This window comes from Pedobacter sp. (assembly GCF_045628745.1).
Classification (GTDB): domain Bacteria; phylum Bacteroidota; class Bacteroidia; order Sphingobacteriales; family Sphingobacteriaceae; genus Pedobacter.
On sequence record NZ_JAZQPU010000240.1, the window covers coordinates 1 to 15,412 of the forward strand.

A 15,412-nucleotide genomic window follows, 5' to 3' on the forward strand; every position below is an offset into this window, starting at 1 on the left:
TTTTTACTAAAGTAGATTTCAAAAGCCTGCCTGATGAAAACCAGGAAAATAGCGTGATCTTACAGGTAAATGTAGATAAAGGGAATAAGGTAAAAGTTCATGAAATCAATTTTACTGGCAATGAAGTGTTTTCGGATGCTAAATTACGTAAGTACCTTAAAAAAACTAAACAACAGGCTTTCTATAAAGTATTTGGTTCTGGTAAATTTAACCAAACGAAATATGATGAGGACAAGCTGACTTTGGTTTCTAAAATGCATGGCTTAGGTTACCGTGATGCAGCTATTGTAAAAGACAGTGTTTATAAATACAACGATAAGTCTGTAGGTATTAAATTAGATGTTTTTGAAGGGCCTAAATATTACTTCGGTGATATCACCTGGTCTGGAAATGCCAAATATGCTGCTAAAGATCTTGAAAAAGTATTGAGCATTGAAAAAGGCGAAGTATTTAGCGAAGAAAAACTAGAGAAAAGATTAAGAGGAACGGGTAACAGCGATGATGTTTCCAGCATTTATTTAAATGATGGTTACTTAACGTTCAACGTTGATCCGGTTCAAACAAAAATCCATGGTGATACCGTTGATTTGGAAATGCGTATTTACGAGGGTCCTCAATACACCAACAACAGGATTACCGTTAAAGGTAACACCATTACCAACGACCGTGTAGTTTTAAGAGAGATCAGAACTAAGCCGGGCGATAAGTTCTCTAAAGAACTTTTGGTACGTACAGTAAGGGAAATTGGCCAATTGGGTAACTTCGACGAATCTAAAACGGTTCCTACACCTAAACCCAATCCTTCAGACGGTACAGTAGATATTGAATATGCCGTAGAAGAAAAACCTTCTGACCAGATTGAGCTTTCAGGTGGTTTTGGTGGTGGCCGTATCATCGGTACTTTAGGTTTAACCTTTAACAACTTCTCTTTAAGAAACCTGTTTAACCTAAGCGCTTATAAACCGCTTCCAAAAGGTGATGGGCAGAAATTGAGTTTACGTGGTCAAACCAATGGTAAACAATACCAATCATACAGTTTCTCTTTCTCTGAGCCATGGTTAGGTGGAAAAAAACCAATCAGCTTTGGGGTAAGTGCTTTTACATCCTTATCATCAAATGGTGGTAGTGGTTATTACGGGGTGAGCGAAGACAATGCTGCTTACCAAAAGATCCGCTTAAACGGGGTAACCGTAAGTTTAGGTAGAAGGTTGAACTGGCCGGATAACTATTTCCAGTTAACACACTCTATCAATGCACAACAATATATTCTAAAGAACTATCCAGGTTATAAATTTAGCACTGGTACTTCTTACAACTTTAACTTAACACAAGAATTAAGCAGGGACTCCAGAGATTCTCCAATTTTCCCTACTGGCGGTTCTTATTTCAGGTTTACCATTCAGGCAACGCCACCATATTCGTTATTAAACAATATCAATTATTCAACAGCGTCTGATAAGGAAAAATACAAATTCACAGAATACCACAAATGGAAGTTTGAATCTCAATGGTTCCAAAGAATGACTGGTAAATTGGTGTTAATGGCACAAGCACAGTTTGGTTTCTTAGGAACATACAACAGCAGTGTAGGCCAGTCAGCATTTGAGCGTTTCAAATTAGGTGGTGATGGTATGCAAGGTTTTGACTTCCTTCAAGGATCTGAGTTGATCAAAATGCGTGGTTATGCAAACAACGTGGTTATCCCGGTTGGTGCAGAGCCTAACATTGCTCAAAATTCAGGTAGCCCAATTTTTACAAAATATGTACTTGAATTAAGATACCCTGTTATTGCAAGTCAGCAAGCAACTGCTTATATTGTAGGCTTTGGTGAAGGTGGTAACACCTGGAACTCCTTTAAAGATTACAATCCTTTTAACGTAAGGAGATCTGCAGGTATAGGTGCAAGGATATTTTTACCGATATTTGGTATGTTAGGTATTGACTACGGTCATGCATTTGATGCTATCCCAGGTGTAGCAGACGGTGGTAAACAAAGCTTCACCTTCAGTATTGCACAACAATTAGGCGGTTTCAACTAAGTAATAGTTTCATCACCATTAACAGATAAATAACCAGGCTATGAAAAAATATATTTTATTAAGTTTCTTACTCTTCACCGGAATAGGAGCCTTTGCTCAAAAGTTTGCTTATGTGGATACTGAATATATTCTGGGCCATTTGCCTGAATATAAAGCGGCTTTAAGTCAGCTGAATACATCATCAGAACAATTTCAGAAACAGTTAGACGTTAAGTTTAATGAAATCGATGGAATGTACAAAGCTTACCAGGCAGACCAGGTGTTGTTAACAGACGATATGCGCAAGCGCAGAGAGAATGACATCATTGAAAAGGAAAAAGAAGCAAAAGAATTCCAGCGCCAGAAATTTGGCCCTGAAGGAGATCTTTTCCAGATGAGGGTAAAACTGATCAATCCTATAGTGGAAAAAGTAAGCAAGACCATTGCTGACTTTGCCAAAACAAAAGGTTTAGACTTCATTTTTGATAAAAGCAATGAATCAACAATGATGATCTATGCGTCTAGCACGTATGACCTCAGTAAAGATATTGTTATCAAACTAGGTTATAAACCAGGGAAAGCAGAATAACAATAAAAAAAACATCATATTTAAAACAAAAACTAAGAAAAATAGAAATGAGAAAGTTAATTAATGTATTCTTTGTAGCGGCAGGGTTGTTGTTTACGGCTAATGTGGCCAATGCCCAACAGAAGATTGGACACTTAAATTCAGAAGAAATTTTTGCTGTAATGACTGAAGCAAAAACCGCTCAAACTACACTTGAAAATTTAGGTAAAGCAAAACAAGCAGAAATCACTAAAATGCAGACTGAATACCAAACAAAATATGAAGCTGCTGTTGCAAAAAACAAAACTTTAAGTGAAGCTAACAAAGATGCAGTGACGAAAGAATTGCAAGCAATGGGCGAAGAATTACAAGGTATGGAAAAACGCATCAACGATGCCCGTACTAAAGCTCAACAAGAAGTAGCAACAAAACAAAGCGAATTGTTCGTTCCAATTAACCAAAAGTTTGAAACTGCAGTTAAAGCTGTAGCGAAAGAAAAAGGTTTAGCTTATGTATTTGATATTGCTGCTCAACAAGGTGCAAACAACTTATTATATGCTGAAGGTGGTGATGATATTACTGCTGCAGTAAGAACTAAATTAGGCATTACTGCAGCTGCTGCAGCTCCTAAAAAATAAGTAAATAAAAATAGTTAATTTGGCGGAACAGGGTGATCAAACCCTGTTCCGCTTTTTTTTGTGATGTACAATATGAATTCAATAGGTGTTTTTGATTCGGGCTATGGTGGGTTAACGGTTTTTAAATCCATCATTAAGAAACTTCCAGCTTATAATTATATCTACCTTGGGGATAATGCCAGGGCACCTTATGGCGACCATTCCTTTGATATTGTATATCAATATACATTAGAATGTGTAGAGTGGCTTTTTGCGCAAGGCTGTCCTTTGGTTATTTTAGCCTGTAATACGGCATCTGCCAAAGCACTGCGCTCTATACAGCAAAAAGTGCTACCCTATAAATACCCTCACCACCGGGTGCTTGGTGTCATCAGGCCAACGGCAGAAGTAATTGGTCATTACACACAAAGCAATAGCATAGGGGTGATGGGTACCCGTGGCACGGTAACTTCACAATCATACCCTATAGAGATTAAAAAATTCTTTCCGGCAGTGAAAGTGGTGCAGCAAAGCTGCCCCATGTTGGTACCCTTGATTGAAAACAACGAACACCTGACTTCAGGAGCAGATCATTTTGTGAAAAAGTACCTTGACGACCTCTACAGCCAGGCACCCGACCTGGATTGTATTCTTCTGGCCTGTACACATTACCCCTTAATTATCCCTAAACTTTTGCAGTTCTTGCCAGCGCATACGCAAGTGCTTTCTCAAGGTGAAATTGTTGCAAATAGCCTGGTCAAATACCTGCAGAATCACCCTGAAATGGCAGAGAAAATTGGTAAGGAAAGTCAACAACAGTTTTTTACTTCTGGAGATCCGGAGGTTTTTAACACCAGGGCATCTCTGTTTTTTGGGAAAAAGATCCTTTCTAAACAGGTGCATTTATAAAAAATAGAACAGATGGGGAGTAAATAGGACTTAATAACCGCCTGGAATCCTATTTAAGTTTAGAAAAATACGAATTAAGGAATCTAAAATACCTATGTTTTTAAGGTGTAACTAGCAAAAACAGTATTTAATTAGGCTTAAAGCTAGTTTTTGCTTTTTGTAATTATTAGGTAATTAAGAAATAAACAATGAATTTCTTACTAGGTTCTAAATTTATATAACTGTAAATTTGCGGCTCATTTAACACACCCATGAGCGAGCCAATCAAACACGAATGCGGAATTGCTTTTATCCGTTTGCTGAAGCCTTTATCTTTTTACCAGGAAAAATACGGTACAGCACTTTACGGCCTTAACAAGCTGTACCTTTTGATGGAAAAACAGCATAACCGCGGTCAGGATGGTGCCGGAATTGCAACCATTAAACTTGATGTTAAACCCGGTCACCGCTACATCAGCAGGTACCGTTCTATGGCACAAAATGCCGTTGCCGACATATTCGGTTATGTACAAAGTAAGTTTGTAGATATCGAAAATGAAACTCCTGAATTAATGAAGGACACAGAATGGCTAAAAGCTAATGTAAGTTTCATCGGTGAGGTGTTGTTAGGCCACCTTCGCTATGGCACACATGGTAAAAATAGCATCGAAAACTGTCACCCCTTTTTACGCCAGAACAACTGGATGACGCGTAACCTTGTGATTGCCGGTAACTTCAACATGACTAACGTTGATGAGTTATTAGAGCAGTTATATGAGTTAGGTCAGCATCCAAAAGAACAAGCGGATACGGTAACGGTACTGGAAAAAATTGGTCACTTTCTTGATGATGAAAACCAGGAATTGTTTGATGCTTATAAAAAAGAAGGTTACGATAATGTGGAAATTACCCACAAAATATCTGATGCCTTAAACATTGCCCATATCCTTCGCCGCTCGGCAAAGACCTGGGATGGTGGATATGCGATTTCCGGAATTGTTGGAAATGGTGATGCCTTTGTTTTACGTGACCCTTCTGGCATACGCCCGGCTTTTTATTATGCAGATGATGAAATTGTTGTTGCCGCATCAGAAAGACCAGCTATACAAACGGCTTTCAACATACACTTTGACGATGTTAAAGAAATTCAACCTGGCCATGCTTTAATTGTTAAAAAGAATGGTAAAGTTACCCAGGAAGTTTTCAGGGAGCCACAAGAAAAACGTGCCTGTTCTTTTGAACGCATTTATTTCTCCAGAGGCAGTGATGCTGAAATCTATCAGGAAAGAAAATACTTAGGCCGCCTGCTTTGCAAACAGATCTTAAAAGCTGTTGATGGCGACATTAAAAATACAGTGTTCTCCTTTATTCCAAACACCGCAGAGGTTTCTTTCTATGGGATGGTTGAAGGTTTGCATGCTCATATCCGTGACCTGCAAAAAGATGCCTTGTTGCACCGTAAAGACCAGCTTACAGATGAACAATTGGATGAGTTGCTTTCCATGACACCACGTGTTGAGAAACTGGCCATTAAAGATGTAAAACTGAGAACCTTTATTACACAGGATGCTGATCGTGGCGACATGGTTGCTCACGTTTACGATACCACCTATGGCTTGATTAAAAACCATACCGATACTTTGGTAGCCGTTGATGACTCTATTGTAAGGGGAACAACGTTAAAGCAGAGTATCATTAAAATTATCGACAGGTTGCACCCTAAGAAGATCATTATTGTTTCTTCGGCACCACAAATCCGTTACCCTGATTGTTACGGTATCGATATGTCTAAAATGGGTGAGTTTGTTGCTTTTGAGGCGGCAATTCAGTTGTTGAAAGAACGTGGTTTAGAGAAGGTCATTGATGAAGTATATGAGAAATGTAAAGCATCGCTTCTGTTGCCTAAAGAGCAAATTACAAACCATGTAAAAGATATCTACAGACCATTTACACAAGAGGAGATCTCGGCACAAATCACTAAAATTATTACTCCTGCAGGAACAAATGCTGAAGTACAGGTCATTTACCAGACTTTAGATAACCTGCATGTTGCTTGTCCGAATCATAAAGGCGATTGGTATTTCTCTGGCAATTACCCAACACCAGGTGGAAATAAAGTAGTGAACAAAGCTTTTGTGAACTGGAAAGAAGGAAACAACCAAAGAGCATATTAAGATATAGCTTATTAAATAACTAAATAAACCTGTTTGCAGTAAAATGCAGACAGGTTTTTTTTTGTGTCCTGCATTGTAAAATTGATAGAAGTAAAATAAGCCTTATCGTGAAGTAAACTACCGCTATTAATTAAGGTATCCGTAGCTTAGCATTTACAGGGCTTTCGCATGGCCTTGGTATATCGGTTCGATATAAGAAGGCCCTATGAAGGCCCTACCAACGCCCTCTGAACGCCTTGTAAACTATTAGTTGTAAGTAGGGAAACTTAAGGTAATAGGTACTATCTTTACATGAAAATAAGAAGGCCAGTAAAGCGACTAGCTTTACCGAAAGAGATCTTTATAGGTTAACGATAACCTCGAAAAAAAGGCGTGCAGCAAAAAGAATGATAACTACACCGGCAATATGGTTTAACCGTTGGATGGCTTTTTCTTTGATTTTGTAGCGCAGCTTTGCCGCATAATAGGTTTTAATAGAATCCATAGTCAGCTGGGTAATCAGGGCGACCACAAAAAAGGCTATTTTTTCGGCTGGCTTAAATTGAAGGTGTACCGTGACAATACCACCCACCATAATCCAGAACATGATGGTAGTAGGAGACAAGAGGCACATTAAAAAACCCTTAATGACATAGCCGCTTCGCTTTATCTTACCTTCTTCCTCTATGGCATAGTTAACTTTCACGTTTTTGATGAGGTAATATAAACCCACCCCTAACAAAAACAGGCCACCGATGATCCCTATATATTGATTGTATTTTGCGTTGTAATTTACAAATTGCGTACTGAAGATAGTGGCAAAAATAAAAATGATGTCACTCAGTATAACTCCTATCGCTAAAGAAAAGCCGGCTTTAAAGCCCTTTTCAATACTCGTTTTAATCATGGAGAAGAACACAGGTCCTGTTAAAAAGGAAAACAAAATACCTGCACCTATCCCTTGTAATATTGCTTCAAACATTTAACCTAAACGTATTTTTATGCAATATGCAACTTTAAAGGTTAAAAACTCCTATTTTTTTTTACTAGTTTTAGCAACTTAAACATTAACTTCAGCTCTAGTCATTAACCAAAAACATGGAACAACAATCACAAAAAAGTTTTGGAACAGCACTGTATACCATCATTACAGTTTTTTTTTTCTGGGGATTTGTGGCCGCATCAAATGGAATTTTTATTCCCTTTTGCAAAACACATTTCAATTTAACACAGTTTGAATCCCAGCTGATAGATTTCACCTTTTATGGTGGCTATTTTATCGGCTCCCTGGTGTTGTATTTTGCCTCACAAGCGAGTAAAATTGACATCCTCAATAAAATAGGCTATAAAAATGGCATCATTGCCGGCTTAATTGTATCTGCCGCCGGTGCGCTGCTCATGATCCCTGCCGTACATTCAGGTTCTTTTGTATTTATCCTGGTTGCTTTTTTCGTGATCGCTATTGGTTTCTCTTTGCAACAAACAGCTGCAAACCCTTTTGTAGTGGCTTTAGGCCCTGCATCCAGTGGTACACACCGACTTAACCTTGCCGGTGGTGTCAATAACTTTGGTGGTTTAATGGGCCCTGTTATTGTAAGTGTTGTTTTATTTGGTTCTGCCAACGATGCTGTCGCTAAAGAGGTTGATATCTCTTCCATCAATAACTTATACTATATCCTTGCCGGTTTGTTTTTAGCTGTTGCTGTGTTTTTTGGCATCTCTAAACTTCCAGTGGTCACCAGCAATGAACAAATGGAATCCAGTTCAAAATCTAATGGCCCATTATTATTAATGGTAGTCGGCTTTTTAATGATGATGGCTGCAGATCCATTGGTTAACTTAACTGGCTGGCCTAAAGAAATCTTTGTTTATTCTTCTTTAGCCATCATTGTATTGACTTTACTTTATGTTTATAGCAATAAAAAAGAAAACCCTAACCAATGGGGGGCCATGCAATATCCACAGTTAATTTTAGGAATGCTGGCTATCTTTATTTACGTAGGGGTAGAGGTTACCATTCAAAGTAATTTAGGCGCTTTGCTTAACCTGCCAGAATTTGGTGGTTTGCCTGAGTCTGATATTAAACAATATATTTCTCTTTATTGGGGAAGTATGATGATTGGCCGTTGGACGGGTGCCATCAGTGCCTTTAATTTAACAAAAAGAACTAAAACGATTTTAACAGTTGTGGTTCCCTTTATTGCTTTTGGCGTGATCCTTCTTGTTAACCATTTCACGGGAACAAACATCGGTAACATGTATGTTTATGCCGTTTCTATTGTAGTGATGGTGATTGCGGTATTTATCGGACAAGAAAAGCCGGCCAAGACTTTAGCTTTATTCGGTTCACTAGGGGTGATCTCTATGTTAATTGGTTTATTTACCACAGGTGATGTTGCAGTATTTGCTTTCATCAGTGGTGGTTTATGCTGCTCTATCATGTGGCCATCAATTTTTGCCTTAGCCATTACAGGTTTAGGAAAATACACCAGTCAGGGTTCTTCCTTCCTGATCATGATGATTCTTGGTGGTGCCATCATTCCTCCGGTTCAGGGTTTCCTTGCCGATACCAGTGGTATCCATAATTCTTATATCATCCCTGTTTTAGGATTCATATACCTTGTTTTCTTCGCATGGAAAGTAAGTGGCATCTTAAAAAAACAAGGTTATAACGTTGAAGAAATCGCTTCAGAAGGCGGACATTAATCTATATACTTGCAGAAAAATCCTTCCTTTAAACAAGGAGGGATTTTTTTGTTTAACACCCATTAACACTATGAAACGCAGTTTTACAGATATATTCATGAATCTAGCCTCAGATTTGGCCTTTCGATCGCATTGCGTGAGGGCCCAGGTAGGGGCAGTATTAACAAAAGATACCCGCATTATTTCCATAGGCTATAACGGACCACCACCGGGAACGCATAACTGTGATGAGGAGTGGCCAGAAACAGGCTGTGAGAAAGACTCTCGCGGCAGCTGTTTACTTGCCCTGCATGCCGAGGAAAACGCTATTCTCTATGCTACCAAAAATGGCTCCAATATACAGGGTGCCACATTATATACCACACTGTCACCCTGCATTGCCTGCGCCCGCTTAATTTTATCATCAGGCATTAAAGTAGTCATTTATAAGGATTCTTATGCAGCTTATAAAGGTTTACCTAGTGATGAAGGGGTTGATTTCTTAAAAAGATTCGGCGTAGAAGTGAATAAATACTAACTTTGTGCCCATGCAAGAAAAAATCATCATTATCGATTTTGGATCACAATATACGCAGTTAATTGCACGCAGAGTTCGTGAATTGAACGTCTTTTGTGAAATATATCCTTTCCATCATATTCCAGAGTTTTCAACAGACGTTAAAGGAGTTATTTTTTCCGGTAGTCCATATTCTGTACGCCAGGAAGATGCACCACAAATTGATTTCGCAAAATATCATCTAAAATACCCTGTCTTAGCCGTATGTTATGGTGCACAATACATTGCACAACATTCAGGTGGTGAAGTTTTACCTTCATCAACCAGAGAATACGGTCGTGCAAACCTTAATTTTGTTGATGCAGAGAACAAACTGTTCAAAAATATTGCTGCAGATTCTCAGGTGTGGATGTCACATGGTGATACCATTACCAAAGTACCTGAAAACTTTAAATTGATTGCCAGTACCGATAATGTAAGAGTTGCTGCTTACCAGATTGAAGGCTCAGAAACCTATGCTATACAGTTTCACCCAGAAGTTACCCATAGTTTAGATGGTAAACAATTATTGGAGAACTTTTTGGTAGATATCTGCGGTTGCCAGCAAGACTGGACACCTGATGCTTTTGTAGAAACTACCATTGCCGCTTTACAGGCGCAGTTGGGTAACGATAAAGTTGTTTTAGCCCTTTCTGGTGGTGTTGACTCCAGTGTGGCTGCTATTTTATTGCATAAAGCCATTGGTAAAAATTTGCACTGCATATTTGTAGACAATGGTTTATTACGTAAAGATGAATACGAAGGGGTGTTAGAACAATACAAACACCTTGGTTTAAATATTAAAGGCGTTGATGCCAAAGAGCGTTTCTTAAGTCAGCTTGCCGGTTTAAAAGATCCTGAATTAAAGCGTAAAGCAATAGGCAGGGTATTTATTGAAGTTTTTGATGTTGAGGCACACCTTATACAGGATGTGAAATGGCTTGCACAGGGTACAATTTATCCTGATGTTATTGAGTCGGTTTCGGTAAATGGTCCTTCAGCAACCATCAAATCTCACCATAATGTGGGTGGTTTGCCAGATTTCATGAAATTGAAAGTGGTAGAGCCCCTCAATACCTTATTTAAGGATGAAGTGAGAAGAGTAGGAAAGTCTTTAGGACTGGAACACTTTATCATTGGTCGTCATCCTTTCCCAGGTCCAGGTTTAGCAATCAGAATTTTGGGTGAGGTTACTGCAGAAAAAGTTGCTATCTTACAGGAAGCAGATGCCATTTACATCAACATCCTGAAAGAGGAAGGTCTTTACGACCAGGTATGGCAGGCTGGTGCTATCTTTTTACCTGTACAATCTGTAGGGGTAATGGGAGATGAGCGTACTTATGAGAACGTAATTTGTTTGAGAGCAGTAGAGTCTGTAGATGGTATGACAGCCGATTGGTGTCATTTACCTTATCCTGTACTTGCAAGAATCTCTAATGAAATAATTAACAAGGTAAAAGGAATAAACCGGGTAGTGTATGATATCAGTTCAAAACCGCCTGCTACAATTGAGTGGGAATAAATATTTTTCACTAATTTTTATTGGATTGTACCTTTCGGCATGTTCGCCAAAGGTACAACCCATTCATAAAGAGGTGCCTCCTGAGGTGGTCAAAGTGGAGGAGAAAAAGCCGGAGAAGAAATTTACGGAAGCCACCATTTCCTTGTTGATCCCATTTAACCTTCAAGAATTCAGAACCAAGCCTGCAACAAAGGCCGAGGTGGAAAAACATGCGCTGGCTATAGATTTTTACCAGGGTTTTAAACTCGGCATAGATTCTGCCGCAGCAACAGGCATGGATTTTAAACTCCAGGTATTTGATTCGGGTGATAACCAAAGTGAGGTAGGGAGCGTGATCAACAGCAATCGCCTAAAAGGAAGTAACCTTATTGTGGGGCCTGTTTTTCCGGATGGCTTAAAGCTGATCACTCCTTATTCAATTCGTGAAAAGATCCCTGTGGTCTCTCCGCTGGCGGCATCGCAACCTTCAGAGTTCAATAACCCGAACCTGATTTCTGTGGTGAACAATATACAATTGCATGCCACAAAAATTGGAGACTATGTAATCAAAAAGTATACACCTGCACAAACAGTTGTGGTGCTGATCAATACCAAAAGCCCTGCAGATGAAATTCTGGGAGGCCCTTTGCGTAATTATTTCGCTGGTGATAAAGGCAAAAAACTATCCTTTCAGGAATATGCTTCGGTATTTACCATGGAAATGAAGATAGTCAAAACCAAGAAATATGTGGTGATGTTAAGTTCCTCAGATCAGAAATTTGTAACGGCTACGCTGAATAAGCTGGTGAAAATGAAACGTGCCGGTTTTGATATTGACCTGATTGGTCACCCGGATTGGATTAAACAGAACTACTCCATTGAAAACTTACAAGCCTTAAATACGGTGATTAGCGCTTCTTACCTGGTGAACTATAAAAGTGCTGCTGTTATAGATTTTGTTAAGAAATACCGCAAAGCTTATAGTTTTGAACCTGGAGAGTATGCCTTTAAAGGTTTCGACATTGGTTTTTATTTTGCTAAACAGCTGGCTGCACATGGTGAAAATTACCTGAAATACCTGAAAGAGGAGAAGTATAAAGGTTTGCACAATACTTTTACCTTTCAACAGGATGAGCAGCTGGGCTATATCAATACCAGCCTGATGCTTTTAAATTACAAAGGTTTTTCCTTAAATGTAATAGAGTAAAAATAGTCTTTAAAGATAATTGAATGAAAGTTGCACACCAGATCAGGGCGTTTGAACAGATATTAGCAGACTACGATGGTTCTTTACCGCTCCATCGTTTTTTATTGAGCTATTTTAAGCAGCATAAGAAAATGGGCTCCTCTGATCGCAGGTGGGCAAACCGTTATGTGTACAGCTTTTTCCGATTAGGGAAAGCGCTGCCTGCAGAAACTACGGTAGACCGACTTGCTGTTGCTGATTTTCTGTGCAATACTACATCTAGTCTGGTGATTGAAACTTACCTGCCCCAGTTTGTGGAGCAGGTTAACCTGCCTGTACAGGCTAAACTTACGCTGGTTAAAGATCATTATCCTGCTTTTAAAACAGCCGAAATATTTCCTTTCGACCTCAACCTGCTTTCTGATGGCATAGACCGGGAGGCATTCCTGGTTTCCTTTTTTACACAGCCAGATTTGTTTATCCGTGTGCAAAAGTCACATGCGACAAAAATGCTGAATACCCTAAAGGATCATGGGGTAGAAGTACGCAATGTGAGTGAGACTACTTTTGCCATGCCTAACGGCACCAAACTGGAAACGATCTTCCCTGAACAGAAGCATTACCAGGTGCAAGATCTTTCCTCTCAGAAAACAGGCAAATACTTCCGTCCACAGCAATATGATTATTGGTGGGATTGTTGTGCTGCTTCTGGCGGAAAGTCGCTGCTGCTGCATGATTTGCAGCCTGACATACAATTGTTGGTTAGCGATGTGAGGGCAAATAGCCTGCATAACCTTGATGAGCGCTTTCAAATAGCAGGATTGAAGAAATACCAGAAGAAAGTGCTGGATCTGCTGGTGAATAATGAGCAGGTACTGCATGATTATACCTTTGATGGAATTATTGTGGATGCGCCATGTTCAGGTTCTGGAACCTGGGGCCGCACGCCCGAAATGCTTTCTTTCTTTGAGGAGCAGAAAATCAGTTTCTTCCACAAGCTGCAGAAAACCATTGCCAGCAATGTATTGCCTTACCTTAAACCCGGCAAACCACTGCTTTACATTACCTGCTCTGTATTTAAGCAGGAAAATGAGGCTGTTGTGGCTTACCTGCAGCAAGAACACCACCTGAAGCTGGAAAGCATGGAAGTGATTAAAGGCTACCAGGATAAGGCGGATACCATGTTTGTGGCACGCCTCATCAAAAGCTAAATTTCCTTTATTTATAAGCCTGTATTGTTTCTGAACAGTTTAATGGCGATGGCCAGTAGAATGACACCGAATGCTTTTCTCAAGACATTCAGACCTGTTATGCCGAAAAGTTTCTCCAGGCGGTCTGTGTTTTTAAGCACGAAATACACAAAAAGCATATTGAGTAAAATACCCACCAATATATTTTGAGTGGCGTATTCTGTTTTAAGCGAAAGTAAAGTGGTCATTGTTCCTGCACCTGCAATTAAAGGGAAAGCCAAGGGCACAATAGATACTGTTTCTGGTGCTTCTTCCTTAAATAGCGTAAGGCCAAGTACCATCTCCAATGCCAAAACAAAGATGACAAAAGAGCCTGCAATGGCAAATGAGGCCACATCCAGTCCAATTACTTTTAACATACTTTCACCAAGAAAGAGAAACATGATCATCAGGACCGTAGCTACAATAGTAGCTTTCTCAGATTCAATATGACCAGCTTTTTGTCGCAGGTTGATCACAATTGGGATAGATCCAAGGATGTCAATGATGGCAAAAAGCACCATAGAAGTAGAAAGAATTTGGCTGAAATTAAATTCCATAGCAGTTAACAATTTTATGCAAAGTTAAGTAAATAAAAGTGTTTCTTTTTTAAATAGAAGTGGCTTGTGTTGTGCTTTTATTTCTTTGCAGGTTGTTAGCTGTGGTTAATGATCATTATAATGTCCTAGAGCAGATACTACAAAAACGGAGATAATATGTTCTCGTACCTCATAAATTAGTCTGTCTTTTTCGTTAATTCTACGGGACCAAAATCCTTTATATTGATGCTTCAAAACTTCTGGATTCCCAATCCCTTCATAAGGATTTTCTTGAAGTTGATCAAAAATAATTTCAAGCTTTTTAATACTTTTTTTATCCCCAGATTTATATATTTTGATTAGATCTTTTTCTGCTTTTGCAGAGATGTTTATAATATATTTTCCCATAAGGGCTTTTCTGGATCTAATGTCTTGTATTTGCCTTCCTTAATATCTGAGATACCCTGTTCTATAGCCTTGATATTATTTGGATCATCAAAGTAAGGGTCTTCGCTCACATGCTCTCTTTTCAGTAGTTCGAATGTTTCGTTTTTTCCCCGCTGTATCAGAATACGTTCTTTATCTGCAAGATCCAAATACTTCTTTAAATTTTTACTGAGTTCAGTTGGGCTAATGACTATCATAATGATAATTTAAAAATATACTTACCTATAAATATAAGAAAGAATACTCAAATAAATAACCCAACCTTGGCAGTAGAGCAAAAGAAAGGCCGTATCATTTTTCAACGATACGGCCTCCATATTATTTATTTAGAATTAGCTATTCTCTTTGTTTTCTTTATGTTTTTTACGAACGATAGAGTTTTTAACGCTATAGCTGAAGTAGATTACAAAACCAATCGCCATCCAGATAGCCAGACGCTCCCAGTTATGTTTTCCTAAACCAATCATCATCAGGATACATACTGCAGCACCTAAAATAGGTACGAAAGGCATGAATGGTGTTTTGAAAGGTCTTTCTCTGTTTGGATCAGTTTTACGCAATACAAGTACACCGATACATACTAAAGTAAAGGCAAATAAAGTTCCAATACTAGTCATATCACCTACAACATCACCAGGAACAAAAGCAGCAAATAAACCTACGAATACTAAAAAGATCAGGTTTGATTTATAAGGTGTTTTGAATTTAGGGTGTACTGCAGAGAATACTTTAGGTACCAATCCGTCTTTAGACATCGAGAAGAATACCCTCGACTGGCCTAATAACATCACCAGGATTACAGAAGAGAAACCTGCTAAAATAGCTACAGTAATCAACACTGATAACCAGTGATAGTTGTGCATATAAGTTTCGATAGCATAAGCCACAGAAGCTTCTTTACCTTGAGTTGCAAATTCTGAATAGTTGGCTACACCTGTTAATACGTGGCCGAACAATACATATAATACAGTACAGATGGCAAGAGAAACAAGGATACCAATTGGCATATCTTTTTTCGGGTTTTT

At 38.9% G+C, this 15,412-nt stretch carries 15 protein-coding genes; 10 read left to right on the top strand and 5 right to left on the bottom strand.

Going from position 1 to position 15,412, the window contains the following annotated elements; translation table 11 throughout:
* From ACR2F7_RS09045 to ACR2F7_RS09065, 5 genes are all read left to right on the top strand, one after another.
* Positions 1–2,039: BamA/OMP85 family outer membrane protein (locus ACR2F7_RS09045; protein ID WP_432713248.1), on the top strand; the 2,039-nt coding region annotated here is incomplete at its 5' end.
* A 40-nt stretch (positions 2,040–2,079) separates the two neighbouring features.
* Complete coding sequence (locus tag ACR2F7_RS09050; protein ID WP_432713249.1) at positions 2,080–2,607, top strand: OmpH family outer membrane protein; 528 nt, start codon at positions 2,080–2,082, stop codon at positions 2,605–2,607.
* Positions 2,608–2,654: 47 nt separating this feature from the next.
* Positions 2,655–3,224, top strand: a complete 570-nt coding sequence (locus ACR2F7_RS09055) for an OmpH family outer membrane protein (RefSeq protein WP_432713250.1) — start codon at positions 2,655–2,657, stop codon at positions 3,222–3,224.
* 63 nt (positions 3,225–3,287) lie between these two features.
* Complete coding sequence (gene murI / locus ACR2F7_RS09060; RefSeq protein WP_432713251.1) at positions 3,288–4,112, top strand: glutamate racemase; 825 nt, start codon at positions 3,288–3,290, stop codon at positions 4,110–4,112.
* A 251-nt stretch (positions 4,113–4,363) separates the two neighbouring features.
* Positions 4,364–6,265, top strand: coding sequence for an amidophosphoribosyltransferase (locus ACR2F7_RS09065; RefSeq protein WP_432713252.1), 1,902 nt, complete (start codon positions 4,364–4,366; stop codon positions 6,263–6,265).
* Positions 6,266–6,605: 340 nt separating this feature from the next.
* Here ACR2F7_RS09065 and ACR2F7_RS09070 read toward each other — a convergent pair whose 3' ends face one another.
* Positions 6,606–7,226 carry a LysE family translocator gene (locus ACR2F7_RS09070; RefSeq protein WP_432713253.1) on the bottom strand — a complete coding sequence of 207 codons (621 nt, stop codon included), beginning with the start codon at positions 7,224–7,226 and terminating at the stop codon, positions 6,606–6,608.
* A 116-nt stretch (positions 7,227–7,342) separates the two neighbouring features.
* On the opposite strand from ACR2F7_RS09070, the gene ACR2F7_RS09075 reads away from it, so the two are divergent.
* From ACR2F7_RS09075 to ACR2F7_RS09095, 5 genes are all read left to right on the top strand, one after another.
* On the top strand, positions 7,343–8,950 hold the full coding sequence (locus ACR2F7_RS09075) for an MFS transporter (RefSeq protein ID WP_432713254.1): 1,608 nt from the start codon (positions 7,343–7,345) through the stop codon (positions 8,948–8,950).
* Between the two features lie 97 nt (positions 8,951–9,047).
* Entirely contained in the window at positions 9,048–9,467 is a 420-nt protein-coding gene (locus ACR2F7_RS09080; RefSeq protein WP_432713255.1) for a deoxycytidylate deaminase, read from the top strand.
* A 10-nt stretch (positions 9,468–9,477) separates the two neighbouring features.
* Complete coding sequence (gene guaA / locus ACR2F7_RS09085; protein ID WP_432713256.1) at positions 9,478–11,007, top strand: glutamine-hydrolyzing GMP synthase; 1,530 nt, start codon at positions 9,478–9,480, stop codon at positions 11,005–11,007.
* Positions 10,964–12,193, top strand: a complete 1,230-nt coding sequence (locus tag ACR2F7_RS09090) for an ABC transporter substrate-binding protein (RefSeq protein WP_432713257.1) — start codon at positions 10,964–10,966, stop codon at positions 12,191–12,193. The genes guaA and ACR2F7_RS09090 overlap by 44 nt, the downstream gene beginning before the upstream one ends.
* 23 nt (positions 12,194–12,216) lie before the next feature.
* Complete coding sequence (locus ACR2F7_RS09095) at positions 12,217–13,383, top strand: RsmB/NOP family class I SAM-dependent RNA methyltransferase (RefSeq protein ID WP_432713258.1); 1,167 nt, start codon at positions 12,217–12,219, stop codon at positions 13,381–13,383.
* 11 nt (positions 13,384–13,394) lie between these two features.
* Here ACR2F7_RS09095 and ACR2F7_RS09100 read toward each other — a convergent pair whose 3' ends face one another.
* From ACR2F7_RS09100 to ACR2F7_RS09115, 4 genes are all read right to left on the bottom strand, one after another.
* A complete protein-coding gene (locus tag ACR2F7_RS09100; protein ID WP_432713259.1) occupies positions 13,395–13,961 on the bottom strand; it encodes a MarC family protein in 567 nt (188 codons plus the stop codon).
* A gap of 105 nt (positions 13,962–14,066) precedes the next feature.
* On the bottom strand, positions 14,067–14,348 hold the full coding sequence (locus ACR2F7_RS09105) for a Txe/YoeB family addiction module toxin (RefSeq protein WP_432713260.1): 282 nt from the start codon (positions 14,346–14,348) through the stop codon (positions 14,067–14,069).
* Positions 14,330–14,584 carry a hypothetical protein gene (locus ACR2F7_RS09110; RefSeq protein WP_432713261.1) on the bottom strand — a complete coding sequence of 85 codons (255 nt, stop codon included), beginning with the start codon at positions 14,582–14,584 and terminating at the stop codon, positions 14,330–14,332. The genes ACR2F7_RS09105 and ACR2F7_RS09110 overlap by 19 nt, the downstream gene beginning before the upstream one ends.
* Before the next feature lie 135 nt (positions 14,585–14,719).
* Positions 14,720–15,412 (bottom strand): APC family permease (locus ACR2F7_RS09115; RefSeq protein ID WP_432713262.1); only part of this gene is annotated, 693 nt, incomplete at its 5' end.

Bases quoted from the DNA above. Each gene is read 5' to 3' on its own strand.
- ACR2F7_RS09050 (WP_432713249.1), top strand. From the start codon at position 2,080: ATGAAAAAATATATTTTATTAAGTTTCTTACTCTTCACCGGAATAGGA.
- ACR2F7_RS09070 (WP_432713253.1), bottom strand. From the start codon at position 7,226: ATGTTTGAAGCAATATTACAAGGGATAGGTGCAGGTATTTTGTTTTCC.
- ACR2F7_RS09075 (WP_432713254.1), top strand. From the start codon at position 7,343: ATGGAACAACAATCACAAAAAAGTTTTGGAACAGCACTGTATACCATC.
- guaA (WP_432713256.1), top strand. From the start codon at position 9,478: ATGCAAGAAAAAATCATCATTATCGATTTTGGATCACAATATACGCAG.
- ACR2F7_RS09110 (WP_432713261.1), bottom strand. From the start codon at position 14,584: ATGATAGTCATTAGCCCAACTGAACTCAGTAAAAATTTAAAGAAGTAT.
- ACR2F7_RS09095 (WP_432713258.1), top strand. From the start codon at position 12,217: ATGAAAGTTGCACACCAGATCAGGGCGTTTGAACAGATATTAGCAGAC.
- ACR2F7_RS09080 (WP_432713255.1), top strand. From the start codon at position 9,048: ATGAATCTAGCCTCAGATTTGGCCTTTCGATCGCATTGCGTGAGGGCC.
- ACR2F7_RS09090 (WP_432713257.1), top strand. From the start codon at position 10,964: ATGATATCAGTTCAAAACCGCCTGCTACAATTGAGTGGGAATAAATAT.
- ACR2F7_RS09105 (WP_432713260.1), bottom strand. From the start codon at position 14,348: ATGGGAAAATATATTATAAACATCTCTGCAAAAGCAGAAAAAGATCTA.
- ACR2F7_RS09055 (WP_432713250.1), top strand. From the start codon at position 2,655: ATGAGAAAGTTAATTAATGTATTCTTTGTAGCGGCAGGGTTGTTGTTT.
- ACR2F7_RS09100 (WP_432713259.1), bottom strand. From the start codon at position 13,961: ATGGAATTTAATTTCAGCCAAATTCTTTCTACTTCTATGGTGCTTTTT.
- murI (WP_432713251.1), top strand. From the start codon at position 3,288: ATGTACAATATGAATTCAATAGGTGTTTTTGATTCGGGCTATGGTGGG.
- ACR2F7_RS09065 (WP_432713252.1), top strand. From the start codon at position 4,364: ATGAGCGAGCCAATCAAACACGAATGCGGAATTGCTTTTATCCGTTTG.